This window comes from Pectobacterium peruviense (assembly GCF_002847345.1).
GTDB lineage: Bacteria > Pseudomonadota > Gammaproteobacteria > Enterobacterales > Enterobacteriaceae > Pectobacterium > Pectobacterium peruviense.
Genome location: NZ_LXFV01000034.1, coordinates 1 through 25354 on the forward strand (window position 1 = coordinate 1; position 25354 = coordinate 25354).

Below are 25354 nucleotides of genomic sequence, written 5' to 3' on the forward strand. Positions count from 1 at the left end.
AAATCAGTAAATGAAAAAAACAAAAAAGCGCTGGACGTTTTTTCCGTCACAGCGCTTTTTTATACTCAGCGAAGCAGAGAGAATTAAAGCAGTGCAGCGGCATGCGCACGAATGGCACGCAGCATCGCCTCAAGTCCCTGAGAGCGGGATGGCGTCAGGTGTTGATTCAACGCCAGCGATTCAAAGAACGGTCGCACATCCAGCGCAACAATCTCCTGCGCTGTCAGCCCCTGATACAGGCTGAAAACTACCGCGATCAGGCCTTTCACAATGGCAGCATCGCTGTCTCCGTGCAAAGCGATAACGCCCTGCTCGTCAGGCTGTGTCACAATCCACACCTGGCTCTGGCACCCCGAAATCAGGTTATCGGGATTACGCCACTCATCAGGCAGTGGATCAAGACGCTCCCCTAACTCGATGACATACAGATATTTTTCTTCCCAGTCATTACAGCGCGCAAAATTGCGCGCCAGCTTCTGCGGTTCTGGCAGACTCGCCATGGTTTCCTCCCCGAACAGATTCGCGCGCGGCGCTTAACTGCCCAGCAATCGATGGATACGTTGCAATCCGGCAACCAGCCGGTCAATTTCTTCGCGCGTAGTATAAACGGCCAGCGAGGCGCGGCACATACTGGGAACACCATAGTGTTCCATCAGCGGCATCGCGCAATGGTGGCCGGTGCGAATCGCAATACCATATCGATCGAGGAAACTTCCCACATCATAGGCGTGGTGCTGCCCAAGGTTAAACGCAATAACGCCGTGCCGTTCGGCAGGACCGTACAAGGTCAAATCCGGCACTTGCGTTAGCGCCTCCAGCGCGTACTGCATCAGCGAAGATTCATAACGCTGAATCTCTTCACGCCCCAGTGCCGTCACATAATCCAGTGCGGCACCTAAGCCCATAATGCCGCCCGTGTTAGGCGATCCAGCTTCAAAGCGCCACGGTGAATCTGCATAGGTGGTACCCGTACGCAGGCTAACCTGACGGATCATCGCCCCGCCGCCTTCCCACGGTGGCATAGCCTGAAGCAGGTCACGTTTGCCATACAGCACACCAATGCCTGAAGGGCCGTAGATCTTATGTCCTGAAAAGACAAAGAAATCGCAATCCAGATCCTGTACATCGACAGGCTGATGCATAATCGACTGCGCACCATCGACCAACACAACAGCACCTGCCGCTTTTGCCTGTGCAATCATCGCTTTCACTGGGTTCAGCGTGCCCAACACATTGGATATCTGCGTCACCGCCAGCAGACGAGTGCGTTCATCCAACAGCGCGGGAAGCTGTGCCACATCCAGCGAACCATCTTCAGCCAGCGGCAATACGCGAACTTCAACGCCACGCGCTTCTGCCAGCATCTGCCAGGGAACAATATTAGCGTGGTGCTCCATCTCGGTGATAATCAGATTATCGCCCGGCTGGATGAAGGTGCGGCCATAGCTGTTAGCCACCAGATTGATGGCCTCCGTCGTACCACGTACAAAGACAATCTCTTCCACTGAGGCGGCATTGATAAAGGACGCCACCTTTTCGCGTACGGCTTCCATCGAGCTGGTCGCCTGCGCGCTCAGCGTATGAATGCCGCGATGCACAGCGGCGTATTCATGGCGATAGAATTCGGCTTCACGCTCAATAACCGACTGCGGCTTTTGCGCACTCGCGGCGCTATCAAGATAGGCTAACGGCTGGCCGTTAACCTCGCTTGCCAGCAGCGGGAAATCGGCACGAACCCGTTCAATAGGATAACTCATCATACCGCCTTGCCGGCATTCGCCAACGCGTTAGGCAAACGCTGCGCGATACGTTCCAGAACCGCATCTCGCAGAGACTCGTTTTCAATCGCTTCTGTGACTTCCGCTGCGAAGGCGAAGATGATCATCTGTTGCGCATCCTGCTGCGTAATACCGCGAGAACGCAGATAGAACAGCTGTTCTTCGTCCATACGGCCAATGGTCGCGCCGTGGCTGCATTTCACGTCATCCGCATAGATTTCCAACTGCGGCTTGGTGTCTACCTCGGCCAGTCGACCCAGCAGCAGGTTGTTGTTGGTCATCTGTCCGTCGGTTTTCAGCGCATGTGGCGCAACCTTGATCATGCCGTTAAATACCGCTCGGGCGCGATCGTTGACGATGACTTTATGTAACTGACGACTTTCGCCGTTGCCCTGATTGTGTTCAAGATACGTTCGCGTATCACACACTTCGCTGCCGACAGGCAAAATCAGGCTGTTCATGGACAGATTCGTCCCTTCGCCGTTCAACTGAGCACTGGTGTGGTGACGCGTCAGCCCTGCTCCCAGCAGGAAGCTATGGCTGCGAACCCGAGCATCGCGTGCCAGAACCAGATCGTTGTGCGCGAAGTGGTAGCTCGCCGCCGCTTCAAACGCCAGCTTATAGTGGCTAACCTGGCTATTTTCCGCTGCATTCACCGTCAGGCGTGCACCGGTAAAGTGCGCATGCTCGTCCAGACTGACGTAGTGCTCGATAATTTCCGCACTCGCGCCGCGCTCAACGTTCAGATGATGACGATGGTGAACCGTATTCAACGCCGCAGCCTGGCTGCTGCTGATGTGCAGCAAGTAAAGCGGTTTTTCCGCTTGCTGCCCGGCAGCCAGACGAATCAACGTGCTCGTACTCGCCAGACTTTCGGTCAGATGCAGGAACACTTCTGACTGAATCGCCGCAGGCAGCACGCCATGCGCATGAGACGCCTGTACGTTAACCTGATACGGTCCCCAGGCGCTGTCGCTCAGTTCTGCGTTGAATACGCCATCGACAAACACCAGACGCCAGCTATCCACCGCAAGTGCCAGTGCATCCACCGCAGCACGATCGATAGAGGGTGCCTGCGGTGCGACAAATTCATTACTCAGCAAGCCATCCAGAGGCGTGTATTTCCAGTGTTCATGCTTACGATGCGGTAAGCCAAGACGCACCACGTCCTGCCAGTGTTGGTTTGCGTCTTCAGAACGACGCGACGCATCGCGTTCAAACAGGCCATGCCATTGTTGCAGCGCCTGCTCTTGTTTCTGTGCGATGCTGGTTTTACCCGCCACGTTATCGCTCGTCACATTATTGCTCGTCGGTAAGCCAGCCATAGCCTTGCTCCTCCAACTGTTTAACCAGCGAGAAATCACCGGATTTCACAATGCGCCCTTGATACAGAACGTGTACGTGATCCGGTTTGATGTAATCAAGAATACGCTGGTAGTGCGTGACGATGATGAAAGAACGTTTGCCGTCACGCAGAGAATTCACGCCGTTAGAGACGATTTTCAGTGCGTCAATGTCCAAACCAGAGTCAGTCTCATCCAGAATGCACAGATCCGGCTCCAGCGCCGCCATTTGCAGAATATCGTTACGCTTCTTCTCGCCGCCGGAGAAGCCCACGTTGACCGAGCGGGTCAACAAATCTTCCGGCATATTCAGCAGTTTGATCTTTTCTTCGATAAAGTCGGCGAAGTCAAAGCGATCCAGCGGTTCCTGCTCGCGGTATTTACGCACTGCGTTAACGGAGGTCTGTAGGAAGAACTGGTTGCTCACGCCAGGGATCTCTACCGGATACTGAAACGCCATGAAGACGCCTTCACCTGCGCGATCTTCTGGAGACAGCTCCAGCAAATCTTTTCCTTTGAAGCTCACCGATCCGTCGGTGACTTCATATTCTTCGCGTCCAGCCAGCGTCGCGGAGAGCGTACTTTTTCCTGAGCCATTCGGGCCCATAATCGCGTGAACTTCACCCGGCTTAATAGTGAGATTAAGCCCTTTGATGATCTCTTTGCCTTCTACGCTGACTTTTAAATTTTCGATGCTTAACATGCTTATTCCTTCCAACGCTCAATATGGCGAGCGCTTAATGAATTCCGGGACCGATGATTCTCATTATTCGTCTGTGAAAATCCCGGTAACCGCCGAATTAACCCACGCTGTGTTCCAGGCTAATCGCCAGTAACTTTTGTGCTTCTACCGCGAATTCCAACGGCAATTCAGAGAAGACGTCCTTACAGAATCCGTTCACGATCATCGAAATAGCGTCATCTTCGCTGATACCGCGTTGCAGACAGTAGAACAACTGATCATCGCCGATTTTCGAGGTCGTCGCTTCATGCTCCAACTGCGCAGTATTGTTGCGCACTTCCACGTACGGGAAGGTGTGCGCGCCGCACTCGCTGCCGATTAGCATGGAGTCACATTGGGTAAAGTTACGGGCGTTGGTCGCGCTCGGCATAATCTTCACCAAACCACGGTAGGTGTTCTCGCTACGCCCAGCAGAAATCCCTTTGGAGATGATGGTCGAACGGGTGTTTTTGCCGATGTGAATCATCTTGGTGCCGGTATCGGCCTGCTGACGACCGTTGGTCAAGGCAACAGAGAAGAATTCACCCACGGAATAGTCACCGCGCAGAATGACGCTTGGGTATTTCCAGGTGATTGCTGAACCGGTTTCCGATTGCGTCCATGACATTTTTGAATGATCACCCGCACACAGCGCGCGCTTGGTTACGAAGTTCAGAATGCCACCTTCTGTGTCATCTTTACCGGAGAACCAGTTCTGCACCGTGGAATATTTCACTTCGGCATTCTTATTGATGATCACTTCCACCACTGCGGCGTGCAGTTGGTAGGTGTCACGAACAGGTGCGGAGCAGCCCTCAATGTAGCTGACGTAGCTGTCGTCATCGGCGATCAGAATCGTACGCTCGAACTGACCGGTTTTTGCCGCATTGATACGGAAATACGTCGATAGTTCCATCGGGCAGCGCACGCCTTTCGGGATGTAGACAAACGTGCCGTCGGAAGCGACCGCCGAGTTCAGCGCCGCAAAGAAGTTGTCGTTCGCCGGTACAACGGTACCGAGATACTGACGCACCAGATCGGGATGTTCCTGAATCGCCTCGCTGAATGAACAGAAGATAATGCCTTTTTCAGCCAGCTCATGCCGATACGTGGTCGCAACAGATACCGAGTCAAAAATAGCATCGACCGCAACTTTCTGGCCTTCACGGACGGGAACGCCCAGCTGATTAAAGGCATTTTCTACTTCGCTGGTCAGGTAATTATTCACGTCCGTAATCCCGGATTGCTGCTTGGCACCGGGCTCAGAGCCACAGCTGTCGTCGCAGTTACCGCAGGAAGGCGCGGAATAATAGCTATAGTCCTGATAGTCGAGTTTCTCGTAATGGGCTTTCAGCCAATGCGGCTCTTCCATCTCCAGCCACGCTTTATAGGCGTTAAGACGGAATTCCAGCATCCACTCAGGTTCATTACGCTTCGCCGAGATCGCCCGTACGACATCTTCGTTGATGCCGTGCGCCAGCTCATCGGTTTCCAATTGCGTGAAGAAACCTTCTTTATAGCGTCCATCACCCATCCAGATCTGGACATCATCAGGTACATCTACCGTGCTACGTGCCATAATTTTTCATCACTTAAATGCCAAAGCTTTCGCCACATCCACAAGCATGCTGCGCTCTGGGATTATTAAACTTGAATATCTGATTCAGCCCTTCACGGACGAAATCAAGTTCTGTGCCGTCAATGAAAGGCATCGCTTTCAGTGGGACATACAGTTTTGCGCCATCACGTTCGAATACCAGATCGTCGGTTTCAAACTCCTGCACCAAATCCAGCACATAGCCAAACCCAGCACAGCCTGATTGTTTAACGCCAAGCCGCAGTCCTTGCACCGCTTCATCCTGCGTCATCAGATTCTTAATCTGCTTCACGGCGCTATCAGTTAGCGTCAGTCCTTGCCAGACATTTTCATCCAGTGAAAACGTCCCTACATTTTCCGCTTGCATATGGAATACCTCATTGCGTGTGGTACCAGTTTTAGGCTGGTTTCCCCTAATGTTAGTGATAATGAAACTAGCTTCAACCTCTTGTTTTGCAGGGCTATTCGTAACATTTGATTTTTTAGCCTGCCAAGAGTGCTATTTTACATGCCTTAAACGCCCCAGATAACACAGAAAGAAACAACCCAAACCATTGATAACAAATGAATTATTATCATTCCCGCTATCACTTTAGGTCAGATAAAAATCATCATCTCGTTATCATTATTATAACATTTATCGGTGATACCTATTTATAAAACAGGGAAGGTATATGAAGATTTATGTGATTTCCGATCGTAATTTTAACGTTAAAGCACGTTTTGCCCATTGATCATGGCCTTTTTTATTAATATGATAATGATTATCATTTAATATTCAGGATCGATAACCATGCTTTCCGTGAATGCCTGGCTGCACCACCAGATTGACGAATATAAATTTCAGATTCGCGATGCCACTGTTGATTTCTATATGGCGGAAGCTCGCCTGAACCGTCCGGGAAGTAATATTGATCATTTACGTCGCTTTCATAACGCCTGCATGAACATGGTTGAACTGTGTCTGAAAAATGGCGATGACGACAGTTATCTGCACGCACTGGTCAAGTTGCACAATCGGTTGATTAAAGAGATCAATAATGAAGGGCGTTGCCACCTCTTTCGAGTGCAAAGCTACTACTTTGCCCGTAACACGCTGAAGTCGATTTGCCATCAGTTAAGCATGCAAGGCTCATGGGATAAAGCGACCGCGTTTCAGACGGACTTCGTTAAGCGTGTGCCTTTTCTACCCTAAAAATTATCGATTTATCCTAAAGAACTATCCATTTATCTAAAAAACAACCGAACCAGACCCGCCAGCAGTCTGGTTCAGCGTTTCATGCTTACGGCGTAATCACCGACGTCGTCAGACGCGAAATGCAGCACAGGCGATTCTGATTATCAAAAATCTCAATCTGCCACACCTGACTGCGGCGACCAACGTGAAGCGCACGGCATACTCCCCGAACCTCACCTTCACGCACAGCACGTAGGTGATTAGCATTGATTTCCAGCCCCACCACCTGCTGATCGCCCTCAGAACACAGATAGCCAGCGACAGAGCCCAGCGATTCCGCCAGCACGACCGAAGCACCACCGTGCAGTAAGCCAAACGGCTGGCGCGTGCGTGAATCCACTGGCATCACCGCTTCCAGATAATCCTCCGCAAGGCAGGTATAACGAATACCGACATGACCAACCATACACGCTTGACTCTGTTGATTAAGCTGATCAAGCGTAACCTGTCGTTTCCATAGCATCAGAGAATCTCCAGTAGGGCCTGTAGCGGGTGGCGTAATGCACTGCCTTCCATCCGTTTTACTTGGCTACGGCACGAATAGCCAGTGGTCAGGCAGCGTTTCTGCGGCAACTTCTGCAATACCTGTTGCCAGGATAGCGCATAGATTCCCTGCGAGTTGGCGAGATTTTTGGTTTCATGACCGTAGGTTCCCGCCATGCCGCAACACCCAACGCTGACATTTTCCAGTTTTGCGCCAAAGCGCGCGAATATATCAGCCCACTGCTTAGTGCTGATTGGCAGCGCGGTCGTTTCCGTACAGTGGCCGAGCAAATACCAGGACTCGCCAGTAGCAGGCTGAGGCGTGCTGTCTGCCAATGCTGTCACCAGCCATTCATGCACCAATTGCACCTGGAAATCACCACGCTTCTCACCCAGAATTTCACGGTATTCATCGCGGTAGCAAAGCACCAGTGCTGGATCGACACCCACCATCGGCATCCCCAGCTTGGCAACGCGATTCAGGAAATCTGCCGTCTTCGATGCCGTTTTGGCAAAGCGCTGTAAGAAGCCTTTAATGTGCTGTGCCTTTCCGTTTGGCGAGAACGGCAATAGCACCGGTTTCAGGTTCAGTTTTTCGATCAGATGAACGAAATCCGCCACCACCTGCGCATCGTAATAGCTGGTAAACGGATCCTGCACGATTAACACGTACTGCTGACGCGCCTGCTCCGATAGCTGTTCCAGCTGTTCAAGCGTGGTGTTGACTCCGCTATGCCCGGCAAACTGCTGACGAAGCGACGGCGATGACAGCAAAGGCAAATCGACCATGCCAATCTGGCTACGGCTCAGGTTATTCAGCAACGGCATTTTCAGGAAGAAATTAAACGTCTTCGGGCTGCGCGCCATTAGCGGTGCATAGCTTTCGACACCCGCCACCAGATAGTCACGAACCGGACGCAGATAGCGCGTGTGATAAAGCTGTAGGAAACGGGAACGGAAACCGGGCACGTCGATCTTGATCGGGCACTGCGTTGAACAGGCTTTACACGCCAGACAGCCTGACATCGCCTCTTTAACTTCATGCGAGAAGTCATAATCGCCTTGCTTCGCCTGCCAGGTGTTACGAGTTTTCTGGATAAAGGCGCGCAGACTCAACTTCTGCTGCGGTAAAGCGTTTTCCAATGCAACGGGATCGACACCCTGCTCCGCCAGCAGGCGCAACCATTCACGTACCAACGTTGCACGACCTTTCGGGGAGTGAATCCGATTTCCGCTGATTTTCATCGACGGACACATTGGGCTACGCGCATCAAAGTTGAAGCACAATCCGTTGCCGTTACATTCCATCGCTCCACGGAATGCGGTGCGAACCGTCAGCGGGATCGTACGGTCGAATGTGCCGCGCTTGACCGCATCGACTTTCATCATCGGTGCGTCGACATCCAGCGGCGCACAAATCTTCCCAGGATTAAGTCGGTTATCAGGGTCAAACGCCGCCTTGATGCGACGCAGCTCAGCATACAGTTCCGGCCCAAAGAATTCGGGACTGTATTCGGCGCGGAAGCCTTTACCGTGTTCGCCCCACAGCAGGCCACCGTATTTGGCGGTCAGCGCGACAATCTGATCGGAAAGCTGTTTCATCAGCATTTCCTGTTGCGGGTCGCACATGTCCAACGCCGGGCGAACGTGCAGTACCCCGGCATCCACATGGCCGAACATGCCATATGTCAGATTGTGGCTGTCCAGCAGCGCGCGGAACTCCTCAATGTAATCGGCTAGATGCTGAGGCGGCACGCAGGTATCTTCCGCAAACGGGATAGGCTTGGCCTGTCCTTTGCTATTGCCCAGTAGCCCGACAGCTTTCTTGCGCATAGCGTAAATACGTTCGATGCCGGACAGGTCGTTACAGGTTTGATAACCAATCACCCCGCCTTCTCCGGTAGCTAGCAGTGTGTCCAGCCGCTGACATAGCGACTCCACCTGCCCGTTGATGAGCGCTTCATCATCACCGGCGAATTCAACGATATTCAGGCCAAGCATTTCCTGATTAGGCACATCGGTAATCAGCTCACTAACGGAATGCCAAACGATATCTTCCCGAGCAAGATTTAAGACTTTGGAATCCACCGTTTCGACGGATAACGCCTGCGCTTCCACCATAAATGGCGCATTGCGCAATGCTGAATTGAAGGAGTCGTACTTGATATTTACCAGACGACGGCTCTTCGGCAACGGCGTGATATCGAGTTTCGCTTCGGTGATAAAAGCCAGCGTGCCTTCAGCCCCAGTCAGAATGCGCGTCAGGTCAAAGGTACGCAGATCGTCACTGAACACGTGGTGCAGGTCATAACCGGTCAAAAAGCGGTTCAGTTTAGGGAATTTGTCGATAATCAACGCGCGCTGTTCACGACAGCGGTGCAGCACCGTGTGGTAAATACGGCCGACGGGAGAATCTTCTTCTGCCAGTTGTTCTGCCAGTTCTACCGGCATCGCCTGCGTATCCAGCATCTCGCCGCCTAGCAGCACCGCACGCAACCCCAGCACATGGTCTGAGGTTTTACCGTATACCAGCGAGCCTTGCCCTGATGCATCGGTATTGATCATGCCGCCCAGCGTCGCCCGGTTACTGGTCGACAGTTCAGGCGCGAAGAAATAGCCATGAGGCTTAAGATACTGGTTGAGCTGGTCTTTAATGACGCCAGCCTCGACGCGCACCCAACCCTGTTCAGGATTGATCTCGAGAATGCGGTTCATATAACGCGACATATCGACCACGATGCCGCGATTCAGCGCCTGTCCGTTCGTTCCTGTTCCACCACCGCGTGGGGTAAAGGTCAGCCCTGAAAATCGCGACTCACCCGCCAGCCGCGACAGGATCGCGACATCGGCAGTTGAACGGGGGAATACCACCGCATCCGGTAAGAGTTGATAGATGCTGTTATCCGTCGCCATCGTCAGACGATCGGCATAATTGGTCGCCGTATCGCCCGTGAATCCGTTTTTCTTTAATGCTTCCAGAAAATTAAGTACCGGCTGAACCAGCCCGGGAGATTGCGTGATCTGTGGGATCATTATTTTTTGACCCTGTCCGTACATGATGTGTTTGCCAATATGTCGTGATATGCCTGTGAAGAGGGGTATATAGCCTAATGTCGATCGCTTAAGGATCGAGATACCGGGGCTACCACGGGGTGAGGCATCCCTACGGGAACCTCATCACCGTGTTTCCCCTAAAGCCACGTTTAAGTGACGAGCATTGGTATATAGCCGCCCTTTCATCGGGGACATCACGTTTTATCACATTTCGCAATCGTGTGCGCTCCCAGAACGGCAAAAACATACAGCGTGTTGGCTAACCGCTGTTTCACCAACAAAATGTTCAACAGGCTGTCAAAACACCCTGAAATATCTCATGATGACTGGTGATGAGATCACTTCACCCAAACTACCTCACCTTCAGCCTTTTCTTTTGCTATTGAGGAACGATTCGTTGAGCAAATATTCTCAACCACCACGATTTGACCTGGCCAGAATCCTGTTCAGTCTGGTGTTTATTACCATCATGATTATTGCCTGTTTTTGGGTCGTGCAGCCTTTTATTCTGGGATTCGCCTGGGCATGTATGGTGGTCATTGCCACCTGGCCAATGTTGATTAAATTTCAGGCGCTATTATGGGGGCGACGTTCTCTGGCCGTGCTCGTCATGACGCTTCTGCTTATCCTGTTATTTATTGTGCCGATTGCCGTCCTCGTCAGTAGTGTGATCGATAACAGCTCTGCACTAATGAATTGGGGCGCCAGGCAGGAAAACTTTTCGCCGCCGACGCTGGAGTGGCTGACGTCAATTCCCTTAGTCGGGGATAAATTATTCAACAGTTGGCAGGCGCTATTACAAAGCGGCGGCAGCGGCCTGTTCGCCAAGGTACAGCCCTACTTTGGTAAAACCGCAACCTGGCTGGTGGCACAGGCTGCGCATGTCGGTCGCTTTCTGATGCACTGTTCGCTGATGCTTATCTTCAGTGCTCTGCTGTACTACAAAGGTGAAGCGGTTGCAAAAGCCGTGCGACATTTCGCTATACGGCTTGGGCAAGAGCGCGGCGATGCCGCCGTGATTCTGGCAGCGCAGTCAATTCGTGCCGTCGCACTGGGCGTGGTGGTAACGGCCATCGTGCAATCGGTGTTAGGTGGAATCGGTTTGGGGCTGTCTGGGATTCCCTACACCACACTACTAACCGTTCTGATGTTTCTGTGTTGTCTGGCGCAGTTGGGACCACTTCTGGTGCTTATTCCAGCCATTATTTGGCTGTATTGGACGGGCGATAATACCTGGGGCACCATCCTGCTAGTCTGGAGTTGCGTCGTTGGAACGATTGATAACGTGATTCGTCCGATGCTAATCAGAATGGGTGCCGATCTTCCTATGCTACTGATTCTTTCCGGCGTGATTGGCGGATTGCTGGCGTTTGGCATGATTGGGCTGTTTATTGGCCCAGTCGTCCTCGCCGTTTCTTATCGTCTGCTGTTTGCCTGGATGCGCGAAATCCCCGAACCGCAGAACATCATTTCCGTTAATACGACCAAAACACCGAATAAAGATTCATCGCAGTAATCCCCTTCTTTTCTTCCCGTGGGCGGTGCGCCGCTCACGTATTTCTCTCTTTCAGCATCGCGTCCTCCTCACTATCATTCCCTCATTTTTTCAATAGGTAAAAATAGCTAATGATTAACCCTCTATTCTTAGGGATTAGTCCTAAAAATTTTGGTATCATTTCTCTAATGCATCAATATTATTGACAATATAAAAACCCTGAGAGGCCAATCCTTAAAATATAATTAACTATTAGGATGATTCTTAATGACTGAATAGGGCATAATCCATAGGATTAATACCGGAGCTAGTATTAACCTACTGTTTGTCAATGAGGTTTCCTCCTCGTCAGAGTTAGTAACGAATTGCTGTGTGTAGTCTTTGCCCATCCCCTGAGATGGGCCTTTTTTTTCCTTTCATTTCTCTTCCATTCAATTACGCTGCATTCCTTTTTTGCTACTCTCCTGTCTGCCACCCTCGGTTCAGCTTTTTCAGGAGTTTTTCATGACGCCTCTCGCCGCGAAGAGATTACTACTCTGTGGCTTATTCAGCCTTCTGACAGCCTGTGATAACCCGACACCTACCGCACAGCGCCCTTTGTTGACCATTGAAGGCAAAACAATGGGGACGTTCTACAGCGTAAAAATTAGCGGCGACGTCACTGAAGATAAAACACAGTTGCAACGGGAAATTGATGCCCTGCTGGAGCAGGCCAATAACGATATTTCCACCTACCGTGACGATTCAGTGCTATCTCGCTTTAATCAGTATCGGGGAACAGATCCACAGCCTATCAGCAATGGCATGGCGGATATTATTCTGGCCGCACTGCGTATCGGTAAAGCCACTCACGGCGCGATGGATATTACCGTCGGCCCGTTGGTTAACCTCTGGGGATTCGGCCCACAGAAGCAGCCGACACGTATTCCCAGCCAAGAGCAGATCGATTTAGCACGGCAAAATGTCGGGCTACGCCACTTGAAACTGATCGGTGACGAAAAAGGAGAATGGATTCAGAAAGATCTCCCAGATTTGTACGTCGATCTTTCCACGCTGGGCGAAGGTTACGGCGCGGACATTCTCGCGCAGTTGATGACGCGTAAAGGGATAACCAATTATCTGGTTTCCGTCGGTGGTGCGATTTCTAGCCGTGGCATAAATGCCGAAGGAACGCCATGGCGTGTGGCGATTCAGAAACCCACCGATCAGGAAAATGCGGCACAGGCGGCGGTGAATTTGCAGGGTTACGCGATTAGCACGTCCGGCAGCTACCGAAATTATTTTGAGGAGAACAGCAAGCGCTATTCTCACGTTATCGACCCTGAGACGGGCAGACCGATTAATCATCAATTGGTTTCAGCCACTGTGATTGCGCCTACCGCGCTGGAAGCGGATGGCTGGGATACGGGTTTGATGGTGCTGGGAACGGAGAAAGCGTTGAAGCTGGCTGAGCAGCAAGGATTGGCGGTTTATCTGATTACCAAAACGGATAAGGGTTTTAGCGCGGTAATGACGCCACAATTTAAATCATTCCTGATTGCGGCACCGTGATAGATGCCAAGACTACTGGCAACCCATCGTGATAAGAACGAGATACACGGGCGACCACGGAGTGAGGCATCCCTGCAAATTGAGGGTTCCCCACACAAATCCGGGAAATAAATTTCTGTAACCACAGTGAAAATTTCGTGCGCACTAACTTCAGTCAATTTTTTCAACTGTCGCAGCATGCGCCCGACATGGGGCGGTTCAATCGCCACCGCCCCATGACCCCAGGCTTTTCGCGAAATCGTGTCGCTACGCGATACCTTCGGCGTTAGTGACCGCAACTCGGGCCGCCAGTGACGCGCTCCCAGCGCGGCACTGGCTTTCGCGGCGTCCTTGCCGCTCACCAGTCACTCCCACCTCAGCACGATTATTACGCGACTAAAAATTTTAAAAACAATACATTGATATCTAAAAATTCATCGCAGAACTAGTTGTGCTCAGCCAGATTCAGCCAGGTTTGCACCACGGTGTCTGGGTTGAGTGACAGGCTATCGATGCCCTGTTCCATCAGCCAGATCGCGAAATCTTCGTGATCTGATGGGCCCTGACCGCAAATACCGACGTATTTACCCTGTTTCTTCGCCGCTTTAATCGCCATCGATAGCAGCGCTTTTACCGCATCGTTGCGTTCATCAAACAGCGCCGATACCACGCCGGAGTCGCGATCCAGACCCAGAGCCAGCTGTGTCATGTCGTTTGAACCGATGGAGAAGCCATCAAAGTGTTGCAGGAATTCATCAGCCAACAGTGCGTTGGACGGAATCTCGCACATCATGATGATTTTCAGGCCGTCTTCGCCACGGCGCAGCCCCTGATTCGCCAGCTCAGCAATCACCGCTTCCGCTTGCGCCACGGTACGAACAAACGGGATCATAATTTCTACGTTCTTCAGCCCCATCACGTTGCGCACACGTTTAACCGCTTCACATTCCAGCGCGAAACAAGCTTTGAAGTCTGGTGATACGTAGCGACCTGCGCCACGGAAGCCCAGCATCGGGTTTTCTTCTTGCGGCTCATAGCGCTCGCCACCGACCAGATTGGCGTATTCGTTCGATTTAAAATCGGACAGACGGACGATGACGCGCTTCGGCGCGAATGCCGCTGCCAGCGTCGCAATCCCTTCCGTCAGGCGACCTACATAAAACTCGATCGGATCGTCGAAGCCCTGCATCAGCGTTTTAATCTCGCGCTGCAGTTCTGGGGTTTGTTGGTCGAATTCCAGCAACGCACGCGGGTGCACGCCAATCATGCGGTTGATGATGAATTCCAGACGTGCCAGACCGACGCCATCGTTCGGCAGGCAGGCAAAATCAAACGCACGATCAGGGTTGCCTACGTTCATCATGATTTTCAGCGGCAATGCGGGCATTTCGTCAATCTGTGAGCTCTTCACGGAGAAGTCGAGCAGATCCTGATACACATAGCCCGTGTCGCCTTCCGCACAGGACACGGTTACTTTCTGCCCCTTGCGCAAACGCTCGGTCGCATCGCCACAACCCACAACAGCCGGAATGCCCAGCTCGCGCGCGATAATCGCTGCGTGGCAGGTACGTCCGCCGCGATTGGTAACAATCGCAGCCGCTTTCTTCATGATCGGTTCCCAATCTGGGTCGGTCATGTCGGTCACCAGCACATCACCCGCGTTGATCAGGTGCATCTCGCTGATGTCCTGAATCACTTTCACTTCGCCCGCACCGATGCGGTGGCCGATCGCACGGCCTTCCACCAGCACCGTACCGCTGGCAGGTAGATGATAACGCTCCATAACCTGACCGTTGGAACGTACCGTTTCCGGACGTGCCTGCACGATATAGAGTTTGCCGGTGTGACCATCTTTCGCCCATTCGATGTCCATCGGGCGACCGTAGTGTTTCTCAATCAGCAGAGCCTGACGCGCCAGCGCCTGCACTTCGTCATCCGTCAGGCTAAAACGCGCTGTTTGTTCTGCCGGTACATCTTCAATCCGCACTTGCTTGCCATGTTCCTGGCTCGCGGCATACACCATACGGATTTTTTTCGATCCCATGTTACGACGCACAATTGCAGGCTTGTTGCTCTGCAAGGTCGGCTTGTGAACATAGAACTCATCTGGGTTCACCGCCCCCTGCACCACCATTTCGCCCAAACCGTAAGCCGAAGTAATGAACACCACCTGATCAAAACCGGATTCGGTATCAATGGTAAACATCACGCCCGCCGAGGCCAGATCGGAGCGCACCATACGCTGTACACCTGCCGACAGCGCCACGCCACGGTGGTCATACCCCTGATGCACGCGATAGGAGATAGCGCGATCGTTAAACAGCGATGCAAATACGTGCTTCACCGCGACCATTACCGCATCAATGCCTTGCACGTTCAGGAAGGTTTCCTGTTGGCCAGCAAAAGACGCATCCGGCATATCTTCCGCGGTAGCAGAAGAACGCACGGCAAACGAGGCCTCTTTTTCACCATCGGCCAGTTGCTGATAAGCATCACCGATCGCCTGCTCCAGTTCTGGCTGGAACGGCGTATCAATAATCCACTGGCGAATCTGCGCACCGGCGCGGGTCAATTGGCTCAGATCGTCAATATCGGTACGATCGAGCAGCTCATAAATGCGCTGGTTAATCCCGCTTTGATTAAGAAAATCATTAAACGCCTGCGCCGTTGTCGCAAAACCGTTGGGAACGGCTACACCTAAATCTGAAAGGTTGGTGATCATTTCACCCAGAGAGGCATTTTTGCCTCCCACCCTTTCAACGTCGTGCATACCGAGCTGGTTATACCAAAGGACATTACGCAAATCAGGGCCGTTATTGGACATCGAAAATAATCCTTTCTGCATACAATTAGGGTATGAAAGAGTTCGGTTGAGAATCGCCTCAACACAATCAGGTTAGCATAGCGTTTTGATGAACATGGACAGGTGAATCGATCAACCTATGAAAAAAAACTGATTTCATGGCGAATGATTGCTTAACGCAGTAAAAATCCAATATCGTAGAAGATTAGCATTCTTTATCATGAAGATAATGAAATAGCGTTTTAATAAAAGTATTATTTAAATGCATTTTTTGACGAGGTTAACGTGTTCGAGCGGTCGGAAATATCACAAGGGGGTTATGTGGAAAGAAGCGTGTTTTATGTCTCAGACGGTACGGCCATTACGGCAGAAGTATTGGGTCATGCGGTGCTGTCCCAGTTCCCCGTAAACACCGTTAGCTATACCTTACCTTTCGTCGAAAGTGAAGCCCGCGCCAAAGCCGTGTGTGAGCAAATCAATACGTTGTATCAGCAAACGGGCGTACGCCCGCTGGTGTTTTACTCCATCGTCACACCGACCGTTCGTAACATTATTATCAGCAGCGAAGGATTTTGCCAGGATATCGTACAGGCGTTAGTGGCGCCCTTGCAGGAAGAGTTGAACACGCCGCCGACGCCAATTGCTAACCGCACTCACGGTTTGACGGCCAATAACCTGAGTAAATACGACGCCCGTATCGCCGCTATCGACTACACGCTGGCACACGATGACGGTATTTCGCTGCGCAATCTCGATCAGGCTCAGGTTATTTTGCTGGGCGTATCACGCTGTGGCAAAACGCCGACCAGCCTGTATCTGGCAATGCAGTTTGGTATCCGCGCCGCTAACTATCCTTTCATCGCCGATGATATGGACAACCTGCGCCTGCCCGATGCGCTGAAACCCTTCCAGCACAAGCTATTCGGGCTCACCATTGATGCCGAACGACTGGCAGCAATTCGTGAAGAGCGCCGAGGCAATAGTCGCTATGCTTCCCTGCGCCAGTGCCGTATGGAACTTAACGAAGTCGAAGCGCTATTTCGCAAACATCAGATTAAATATCTCAATACCACTAATTATTCCGTTGAGGAAATCTCTGCCAAAATCATCGACATTCTCGGCATGAGCCGAAGAATGTACTAGTACATGATAGATTTTTTGTCCTAATACGGTTGTAATGTGTGTCATTTCGTTTATTGTGTGCACCATCACTTCCCGGCATTTCGCCGCTGCGAAGCAACCTTTTAGTTGAAAACACAGCTTGAAAACAGGGTCTGAAATACTTTCAGGTCAACGCTTTTTCGGTGATGACACGTTTTCAACTTGACCGTATTCAGAGACAAAACATGCTACAAACAGATGAACTGCGGAGCGCGCGCATCGAGAGTCTGGTTACGCCCCAAACGCTACTTTCCAGACTCCCGATTACCCCCGCCATTGCCGAAAATGTCACCTCGTCACGTAAAAAAATTGAAGCCATTCTTTCCGGCCACGATCCACGCTTACTCGTCGTGGTTGGACCCTGCTCGATTCATGATACCGATAGCGCCTTGGATTATGCGCGTCGTCTGGCTGCGCTACGCACGCAGTATCAGGATCGGCTGGAAATTGTCATGCGCACTTATTTTGAAAAACCGCGCACGGTAGTGGGCTGGAAGGGGCTGATTTCCGATCCCGCACTCAATGGCACGTTTCAGGTAAACGAAGGGCTGGAGATCGCTCGCCGTCTGCTGCTGGACATCAATCAACTTGGATTGCCGACCGCAACGGAATTCCTCGATATGGTCACCGGTCAATATATTGCCGACCTGATTAGCTGGGGCGCGATCGGTGCGAGAACCACCGAAAGCCAAATCCACCGCGAGATGGCGTCTGCGCTATCCTGCCCTGTCGGCTTCAAAAACGGGACGGATGGCAATACGCGCATCGCCGTCGATGCGATCCGTGCCGCACGCGCTCAGCACATGTTTCTCTCACCAGACAAACAAGGTTTCATGTCGGTTTACAAAACGCAGGGCAATCCGTTTGGCCACATTATTATGCGCGGCGGGAAAAAACCGAATTACCATGCGGAAGATATTGCTGCCGCCTGCGCGCATCTCAGCGAGTTTTCTCTGCCTGAGCATCTGGTGATCGATTTCAGTCATGCCAACTGTCAGAAACAGCATCGTCGCCAGCTTGATGTTGCCGATGATATCTGCCAGCAAATTCGCGGCGGTTCACGCGCCATCGCGGGCATCATGGCGGAAAGTTTCTTAATCGAAGGGAGTCAGCCCGCAATCAACCCTCTGGCGTTGACGTATGGCCAATCCATTACCGATCCTTGCCTGAGCTGGCAGGATACTGAAACGCTACTGGCGCGTCTGGCAAGCGCCATCGATAGCCGTTTTTAATCCGATACTTGCTGGCACACTCTCCTTCCACAGAGTTGTGCCAGCCGTTTTTCTTCGTTTCTGCCACTTTTCTCGTTATCTCGCAGCACGTAAATCCCTCTCTCGATTTCTCTTATTCCACTTATTAAGAAAACTTCACTTGAGGTTGCGTTTTTGTTACATGAAAATGATTCTCATTCATTGCTATAATCTCTACGACAACGATTAAGGGAACGAACGAGATGCAGACCTCCATTTACCAACAGTACCTCCAGGCTAAAGTTGAACATCCGCGTAAATACGCACGCGATCTGGCTGCGCTGCTCAGCATCAGCGAAGCAGAACTGACTCATGCCCGCGTCGGACACGATGCGCAGCGCCTACAGGGTGACGCCAAAGTTTGGTTAAGTGCGCTGGAGCAGGTTGGTAATACCAAGTCAATCACACGCAACGAGTACGCCGTGCATGAGCATACCGGTTACTACCAAAATCAGACGCTTGATGGGCATGCTGGTCTTATCCTCAACCCCCGCGAGTTGGATCTGCGTTTGTTCCTTTCTCAATGGGCTTCCGCCTTTGCGCTGCGTGAGAACACCGCGCGCGGTGAGCGTCAGAGTATTCAATTTTTCGATCATCAGGGTGATGCCATTCTGAAGATCTACACGACCGACACCACGGACATGGCCGCCTGGCAGCTATTCGTTGAGAAATTTACCAGCAGCGAAAACCCGGCGTTGGCGTTTCGTCCAGTAGGTAACAATGCAGCCGCCGAGCAGGCCATTGACCATAATCCTCAGTTTGAAGCAGACTGGCGTGCGATGACGGATGTGCATGATTTCTTCATTCTGCTGAGACGCTATAACCTGACGCGTCAGCAGGCGTTTAACTCGGTCGCTGACGATTTAGCCTACCGCGTAGAAAACAATGCGCTGTCACAAATTCTGTTTGCCGCGCGTGAAGATCAGAATGAGATCATGGTATTCGTCGGTAACCGTGGCTGTGTGCAAATCTTCACCGGCACGCTTGAACGTGTAGAACGCATGGAGCAACACGCAGAATGGATTAATATCTTTAATAAAGATTTTACTCTGCACCTGATCGAAGGTGCGATTGCCGAAAGCTGGATCACACGTAAACCGACGGCCGACGGTATCGTGACCAGTCTCGAACTCTATGCCGCAGACGGTTCTCAAATTGCACAGCTCTTCGGGCAACGTACCGAAGGGACGCCGGAACAACAACAGTGGCGCGACCAGATCGACGCCCTGAAACCGCGTAAGGATCTTGCCGCATGAAAAACTGGCTATTCCCCCTGTTATTGACACTCCCGCTAGGGGTGTCCGCTGCCGAACGTGTCGTTTCTATCGGTGGCGACGTTACGGAAATCATCTACGCGTTGGGTGCAGAGAAAGATCTGGTTGCACGCGACAGCACCAGTCTGCACCCAGAAGCCGTGAAAAAGCTGCCTGATGTGGGCTACATGCGTCAGCTCAACACCGAAGGCATTCTGGCAATGAAACCTTCTCTGGTTGTCGCCAGCGATCTGTCTCAGCCATCGCTCACTTTGCAGCAGGTTGCGGAGAGCGGTACCAAAGTGGTTCATGTGACCGCCGAGCCATCGCTGGATGCCGTGCCGAAGAAAATCGGTGCTATCGCTCAGACGCTAGGAAAAGAGGAAGAAGGTAAAAAACTGGCGGAAGCCTATCAGCAGAAATTAGCGGCAGTAAAAACATCACCGCTGCCGGTTAACGTGCTCTTCATTCTCAGCCACGGCGGCATGACCGCGCTGGCAGCGGGTAAAAATACCCCGCCAGACACCATTATCCGCAGTGCAGGCTTGAAAAATGCCATGCAAAACGTTGAGCGCTATCAGCCGCTGTCGCAGGAAGGCGTGATTGCTAGTGCGCCGGATCTGATTCTGATCTCCAGTCAGGGGCTGAAAACACTGGGTGGTGAAGCACAGGTCTGGAAATTACCCGGTCTGGAACTGACCCCTGCCGGTAAAAACAAGCGTCTGTTAGTCGTCGATGACATGGCGATGCTCGGCTTTACGCTCGAAACCCCAGCGCTGATGGCAACGCTGCGTCAGACAGCCGAAGCGATAAAATGACATCACGGTTTCACCCGCGCTCTTGGTTGATCGCACTACTGTTACTGATGGTGGCACTGATGGTGGGTGCCGCCAACATGGGCGCACTGAGTCTATCGCTCAACCTGCTCTGGCACACGCCGTTTGACGATCCGATCTGGCATATTTGGCTGAATATCCGCGTTCCCCGCGTGCTGCTGGCGATACTCGTCGGCGGTGCGCTGGCCTGTTCCGGCGCGATTATGCAAGGGCTGTTTCGTAATCCGCTCGCTGACCCCGGCCTGCTGGGTATCAGCAGCGGTGCCGCCCTCTGCGTAGCGCTGACTATCGTGCTACCGCTCGGCCTGCCTCCGCTGTTGGCGCTTTATGGTCCGATGTTCGCCGCCTTCGCGGGGAGTCTGGCGATTACGGCCATCATCTTTATTCTCAGCCGTTCAGAACAGGGTGGATTAACACGACTGCTGCTAGCAGGCATCGCGCTCAATGCCCTGTGCCTTGCCCTCATCGGCGTCTTGACCTACCTCAGTACCGATCAGCAGTTGCGCCAGTTCTCGCTGTGGGGCATGGGGAGTCTCGGACAAGCACAGTGGCCCATGTTGCTCGTCGCCAGCACGTTGGTCATTCCTGCGATGATCGCCACCTTATATTACGCGCGCCGTCTGAACCTATTGCAGTTAGGGGATGAAGAAGCACACTACCTCGGCGTTAACGTGAAACGCACCAAATACACGCTACTGTTGCTGAGTTCGCTACTGGTTGGCGTGGCGGTGGCGGTTAGCGGCGTAATCGGGTTTATCGGACTTATCATCCCACACCTGATGCGCATGCATCTGGGTGCCGATCACCGCTGGCTCCTTCCTAGCTCTATCCTCGGCGGAGCCTGCCTGTTGTTGTTTGCCGATACGCTGGCACGCACGCTGCTCTCTCCGGCAGAAATGCCCGTTGGTCTGTTAAGCAGCCTGATTGGTGGCCCCTACTTCTTATGGCTGATCGTTCAGCATAAAGGACGCGGCAATGACTGACTTAGCGCTCGACCGGACCTTAGCTGCCCGCAATCTGCGCTTTCAGACCAACGGCCGCTATCTGACCGATGATGTCTCTCTGGAGCTGAATTGTGGGGAGATCGTTGCGATTATTGGCCCTAACGGCGCGGGGAAATCTACCCTGCTCCGTTTACTGACCGGTTATTTGACGCCCGATGAAGGTGAATGCCTGTTAGCCGGACAACCTTTTTCGCACTGGCAGCCCGGCGCACTGGCAAAAACGCGAGCGGTGATGCGTCAGTATAGTGGCATGGCGTTTGCGTTTAGCGTGAAGGATGTCGTCGCGATGGGGCGTTCTCCGCATGGGCGCTACCCGAAAAATGATGACGTGGTTCAACAGGTCATGGCGCAAACGGGCTGCCTGGAACTGGCGACGCGCGACTATCGCCATCTTTCAGGTGGGGAGCAACAGCGGGTACAATTGGCTCGTGTGCTGGCGCAGCTGTGGCATCCCGAACCGACGCCGGGCTGGTTATTTCTCGATGAACCGACCTCGGCGCTGGATCTGTACCATCAGCAGCACCTGTTACGGCTGCTCAAGCAACTCACGCGTGAACAGCCCCTAGCCGTATGCTGTGTCCTGCACGATCTGAATCTGGCGGCGCTGTATGCCGACCGCATTCTGCTGCTGCACGAAGGCAAACTGGTCGCACAAGGCTCGCCTGCGGACGTGCTACAGGCAGAGACGCTGGCACACTGGTATCGTGCCGATCTTAGCGTGGGTTCGCATCCTGACTACGCCATCCCACAGGTTTATCTGCGCCAATAGTCTGTCCCCCTGCTCCGGCTTAGCTGGAGCAGGATATCTCCAGATGCTTGCCCCACTCTGGCGGTAACGCCGCCAAATCGTTGCTATCCGGCTGTTCGTCAAATGGCCGACACAGTGCCTGATGCAGACGTGCCAGCACGCTGATGTCATCACTTTCCGCGCGTTCAATCGCCATTTGCGCCAGATAATTACGCAGAATATATTTCGGGTTCGTCGCATTCATCAGACGACGACGTTCCTCATCACCCTGATCTTCCTTCATCAATCTCTGGCGATAGGTCAAAAACCAGCTATCGAATACCGCTCTGTCAATAAACTCATCACGGAGCGGGGAGCGCGATGCCTGCTTTTCGCTGTCTGCCAGTAGACGGAATGTGCGGGTGTAATCGCTGCCTTCCTGCTGCATCAGGCGCAACAGCCCAACCAGCACGTCATTGTCTTCAGAACTGGCGCTAAATAAACCCAGTTTGGCGCGCATCAGCGTGCCATAGTGCTGCATCAGTGCCGGTTCATAGCACGCAAGCGCACGTTCCAACGTGTCGGTATCCATCAGTCCCGACAACGCCTGTGCCAACCGATGCAAATTCCACAATCCCACGGCAGGCTGATTATCAAACGCGTAGCGCCCACGGTGGTCAGAGTGATTGCAAATAAAGCCCGGCTGATAAGCATCTAAAAAACCATAAGGGCCGTAGTCGATAGTCAGCCCCAGAATCGACATGTTGTCCGTATTCATTACACCGTGCGAAAAACCAACCGCCTGCCAATGCGTAATCAGCCGTGCGGTACGCTCTACCACATCGCCAAACCACAGCTCATAACGATGTTCATCGTTTTCCCACTGCGGCCAATGACGGGCAATCACATATTCCGCCAGCTGACGCACTTTTTCCGGTTCACGACGATAGTAGAAGTGTTCAAAATGACCGAAGCGCACATGGCTTTCCGCCACGCGCAGCAGCATTGCGCCCTTCTCTTCCTGCTCACGCTGCACCGGATGTTCGCTGGTGACAATCGTCAGCGCCCGTGTAGTGGGAATCCCCAGATGGTGCATCGCTTCCGAGGCCAGAAATTCGCGTATTGCCGAACGCAGCACAGCACGGCCATCGCCCATACGCGAATATGGCGTTAGCCCCGCACCTTTCAGGTGCCAGTCCATGCTGCGGCCATCCGCCAGTTGTTGTTCCCCCAGCAAGATGCCACGCCCGTCACCTAATTGACCGGCCCACGCGCCAAACTGATGGCCGCTATACACCTGCGCCAACGGCTCCATTCCCGGCAGCAAACGCGCACCGCTCCAGACGTCATCCTGTTCTGGCGTAAACCAGTCGGAAGATAAACCAAGCTCTGCGGCCAATCCTTCGCTGTGATAAAGCAGACGAGCACCATGCAACGGCGTTGGCTGTAGCGCGGTATAGAACCCCAGTAGTTGATGAAAGTAGTGATTTTTGAATAACGGTATTTGCTGCATTCTGTCTCCCTAGGACCACCCTGTTCAGGTGAAGAGAGCCATACGCTCACTACACAACGACTAACGGGTATGTAGAAAGTGTAGAGGGATGGCAATGAAATTAACACGGAGGAAACACAGGGGTATTATTTTCATAACGTATACTCAGGAGGAACCATCTCCCTGAACACGATGAGTCTATTGAATTAGCCGATAAGCACCGTACGCGGCTCAAGCTGTTCGAAATGCACGGCAGGCCACATTTGCCCTTGAACGGCATCAATATTCAGTTGCCCGATTTTATTCAAGATCGCCACATTATTAATCTCCTTGGCGATAATACTGATGCCTGAATAACTGTTTTTAATCGTCCGTAATAACGGCTCCATCATCAGCGTATTCGTTGGCCGCAATAAAAGCTGCCCGATAAACTGACGATCCAGCTTCACACCGCGAACTAATCCGTCGTGCAGCGGTTTAAGCGTGGCCTTTCCAGAACCAAAATTATCCAGCCATAAAGGAATGGATTGACTCAAGTTCAGCAGAGCCGCGTTTTCTTTTCCCTGCGATAATTGCGGAAAAAGCTCATTAATCTCCAAAAAAACAAAATTGAGGTGTTTGATCTCGCCGCGCAGTACGTCGGATTTAATCAACATCTCGGTTATCTGACGTCCAACCTTCAACACCAACTGAATGTGGTTATCGATAAACCATGCGGACTTCTCTTTGATAAAAACAAGCTGTTCATGAATAAAATCATATTGTTGTTGCGGACTTAACTGCATGAAGAGAATATCGGCAGGCATGCTCAACTTACCCGCAAGACCGTTAAAATGGCTGATCATTTCAACGGCCAACAGCGTTCCATCCAACCTGAATATCGGCCAAAAAACGTAGTCACTGGTGTAATCAACAGCAAGATGGATGCGCATGATCCTGTACTACACAGAATGAATAATAATCACATTACGTTATTATTATAGGCGAATCCACCACGCTTGCTCGCACTAAGCACGAAAAGTGCCTTTCTGTCATGCTGCCAGTTTATTCAGAGCCCTACCTCACGATCTAACGCAAACTTTGCTCCAACCAATCAGCTAGTTCCTGTAGTTCGTTTTGCTGTTACGATTTTTGTAAGTGCTGAGATCACCCAAATTCTAGTACTTAGCCCTATCAACCTTCCAAGTCTGTACTGGTACGCAGTTTGTATAACTCAATGGCTTTATCGCGTGTCACTCGTAACTTGGCATGTGACATGACGATCCCCCAGATTGTACCATCTTGCTGCATATAGAAGCTCTGCATGGCTTCAAGGTATGAATCACGGTACTTGATCCATGCAACCTGTGATTTCTTCAAGTTGGCTTTGAAATCTTCTGATTGGTCGGCTAAGAGTAACTTGTATTGCTTGTTTAACTCGGTGTCCCATGCCTTCAAGCCGATGTTGAAACAGTCATTTGTGGCTAAGGTGTTTTCAGCTTTGTTAGTACAGGCCGTTAGTTGGTCATCTAAGGCCTTGCCGAAATCATCGTTGGCATAGGTAGCGGTCGTAACGGCTAATAGCAACGCGGTAACGAGTGTTTTCTTCAA

Annotated in this window: 21 protein-coding genes and 1 other RNA gene; 10 read left to right on the forward strand and 12 right to left on the reverse strand. The window is 52.1% G+C overall.

Annotated features, from left to right (window positions below; all coding sequences use genetic code 11):
• Positions 1-83: 83 nt before the first annotated feature.
• The 6 genes from sufE to sufA form a co-directional block, all read right to left on the reverse strand.
• Positions 84-500 carry a cysteine desulfuration protein SufE gene (gene sufE / locus A0G03_RS19315; RefSeq protein ID WP_048259731.1) on the reverse strand — a complete coding sequence of 139 codons (417 nt, stop codon included), beginning with the start codon at positions 498-500 and terminating at the stop codon, positions 84-86.
• Positions 501-533: 33 nt separating this feature from the next.
• Positions 534-1757, reverse strand: coding sequence for a cysteine desulfurase SufS (gene sufS, locus A0G03_RS19320; RefSeq protein WP_048259730.1), 1224 nt, complete (start codon positions 1755-1757; stop codon positions 534-536).
• A complete protein-coding gene (gene sufD / locus A0G03_RS19325) occupies positions 1757-3103 on the reverse strand; it encodes a Fe-S cluster assembly protein SufD (protein WP_048259729.1) in 1347 nt (448 codons plus the stop codon). Before sufD ends, sufS begins: the two co-directional genes overlap by 1 nt.
• Positions 3078-3824 (reverse strand): Fe-S cluster assembly ATPase SufC, encoded by a 747-nt coding sequence (gene sufC, locus A0G03_RS19330; protein WP_005970394.1) that lies wholly within the window; start codon positions 3822-3824, stop codon positions 3078-3080. Before sufC ends, sufD begins: the two co-directional genes overlap by 26 nt.
• A 97-nt stretch (positions 3825-3921) precedes the next feature.
• Entirely contained in the window at positions 3922-5421 is a 1500-nt protein-coding gene (sufB, locus tag A0G03_RS19335; protein ID WP_011093431.1) for a Fe-S cluster assembly protein SufB, read from the reverse strand.
• A 13-nt stretch (positions 5422-5434) separates the two neighbouring features.
• Positions 5435-5806 (reverse strand): Fe-S cluster assembly scaffold SufA, encoded by a 372-nt coding sequence (sufA, locus tag A0G03_RS19340; protein ID WP_039299022.1) that lies wholly within the window; start codon positions 5804-5806, stop codon positions 5435-5437.
• 426 nt (positions 5807-6232) lie between these two features.
• On the opposite strand from sufA, the gene A0G03_RS19345 reads away from it, so the two are divergent.
• On the forward strand, positions 6233-6634 hold the full coding sequence (locus A0G03_RS19345; RefSeq protein WP_048259728.1) for a hypothetical protein: 402 nt from the start codon (positions 6233-6235) through the stop codon (positions 6632-6634).
• A gap of 88 nt (positions 6635-6722) precedes the next feature.
• Here the strand turns inward: A0G03_RS19345 and A0G03_RS19350 are convergent, their stop codons facing one another.
• The gene (locus A0G03_RS19350) at positions 6723-7139 is read right to left on the reverse strand and encodes a hotdog fold thioesterase (protein WP_048259727.1); all 417 of its coding nucleotides are present in this window, start codon (positions 7137-7139) and stop codon (positions 6723-6725) included.
• Complete coding sequence (ydiJ, locus tag A0G03_RS19355; protein ID WP_048259840.1) at positions 7139-10192, reverse strand: D-2-hydroxyglutarate dehydrogenase YdiJ; 3054 nt, start codon at positions 10190-10192, stop codon at positions 7139-7141. Before ydiJ ends, A0G03_RS19350 begins: the two co-directional genes overlap by 1 nt.
• A gap of 418 nt (positions 10193-10610) precedes the next feature.
• Here ydiJ and ydiK point away from each other — a divergent pair, with 418 nt between their 5' ends.
• From ydiK to apbE, 3 genes are all read left to right on the forward strand, one after another.
• Positions 10611-11729 carry an AI-2E family transporter YdiK gene (gene ydiK / locus A0G03_RS19360; RefSeq protein ID WP_048259726.1) on the forward strand — a complete coding sequence of 373 codons (1119 nt, stop codon included), beginning with the start codon at positions 10611-10613 and terminating at the stop codon, positions 11727-11729.
• Between the two features lie 280 nt (positions 11730-12009).
• An RNA gene (gene rprA / locus A0G03_RS19365) (antisense sRNA RprA) lies at positions 12010-12121 on the forward strand.
• Positions 12122-12212: 91 nt separating this feature from the next.
• Positions 12213-13259 (forward strand): FAD:protein FMN transferase ApbE, encoded by a 1047-nt coding sequence (apbE, locus tag A0G03_RS19370; RefSeq protein ID WP_048259725.1) that lies wholly within the window; start codon positions 12213-12215, stop codon positions 13257-13259.
• A 424-nt stretch (positions 13260-13683) separates the two neighbouring features.
• Here the strand turns inward: apbE and ppsA are convergent, their stop codons facing one another.
• Positions 13684-16062: a phosphoenolpyruvate synthase gene (gene ppsA, locus A0G03_RS19380; RefSeq protein WP_048259724.1), complete on the reverse strand. Its 2379-nt coding sequence runs from the start codon at positions 16060-16062 to the stop codon at positions 13684-13686.
• A 300-nt stretch (positions 16063-16362) separates the two neighbouring features.
• On the opposite strand from ppsA, the gene ppsR reads away from it, so the two are divergent.
• From ppsR to A0G03_RS19410, 6 genes are all read left to right on the forward strand, one after another.
• Positions 16363-17184: a posphoenolpyruvate synthetase regulatory kinase/phosphorylase PpsR gene (gene ppsR / locus A0G03_RS19385; protein ID WP_048259723.1), complete on the forward strand. Its 822-nt coding sequence runs from the start codon at positions 16363-16365 to the stop codon at positions 17182-17184.
• 203 nt (positions 17185-17387) lie between these two features.
• The gene (locus A0G03_RS19390; protein WP_048259722.1) at positions 17388-18434 is read left to right on the forward strand and encodes a 3-deoxy-7-phosphoheptulonate synthase; all 1047 of its coding nucleotides are present in this window, start codon (positions 17388-17390) and stop codon (positions 18432-18434) included.
• Between the two features lie 221 nt (positions 18435-18655).
• A complete protein-coding gene (locus A0G03_RS19395) occupies positions 18656-19708 on the forward strand; it encodes a hemin-degrading factor (RefSeq protein ID WP_048259721.1) in 1053 nt (350 codons plus the stop codon).
• Positions 19705-20523: a heme/hemin ABC transporter substrate-binding protein gene (locus A0G03_RS19400; protein ID WP_048259720.1), complete on the forward strand. Its 819-nt coding sequence runs from the start codon at positions 19705-19707 to the stop codon at positions 20521-20523. Before A0G03_RS19395 ends, A0G03_RS19400 begins: the two co-directional genes overlap by 4 nt.
• Positions 20520-21524: a FecCD family ABC transporter permease gene (locus A0G03_RS19405; RefSeq protein ID WP_048259719.1), complete on the forward strand. Its 1005-nt coding sequence runs from the start codon at positions 20520-20522 to the stop codon at positions 21522-21524. The genes A0G03_RS19400 and A0G03_RS19405 overlap by 4 nt, the downstream gene beginning before the upstream one ends.
• Positions 21517-22314, forward strand: a complete 798-nt coding sequence (locus A0G03_RS19410) for a heme ABC transporter ATP-binding protein (protein ID WP_048259718.1) — start codon at positions 21517-21519, stop codon at positions 22312-22314. The genes A0G03_RS19405 and A0G03_RS19410 overlap by 8 nt, the downstream gene beginning before the upstream one ends.
• A gap of 19 nt (positions 22315-22333) precedes the next feature.
• Here the strand turns inward: A0G03_RS19410 and A0G03_RS19415 are convergent, their stop codons facing one another.
• The 3 genes from A0G03_RS19415 to A0G03_RS19425 form a co-directional block, all read right to left on the reverse strand.
• Positions 22334-23785, reverse strand: coding sequence for a protein adenylyltransferase SelO (locus tag A0G03_RS19415; protein ID WP_048259717.1), 1452 nt, complete (start codon positions 23783-23785; stop codon positions 22334-22336).
• Between the two features lie 185 nt (positions 23786-23970).
• Positions 23971-24696 (reverse strand): EAL domain-containing protein, encoded by a 726-nt coding sequence (locus tag A0G03_RS19420; RefSeq protein ID WP_048259716.1) that lies wholly within the window; start codon positions 24694-24696, stop codon positions 23971-23973.
• Between the two features lie 241 nt (positions 24697-24937).
• Entirely contained in the window at positions 24938-25354 is a 417-nt protein-coding gene (locus tag A0G03_RS19425; RefSeq protein WP_048259715.1) for a lysozyme inhibitor LprI family protein, read from the reverse strand.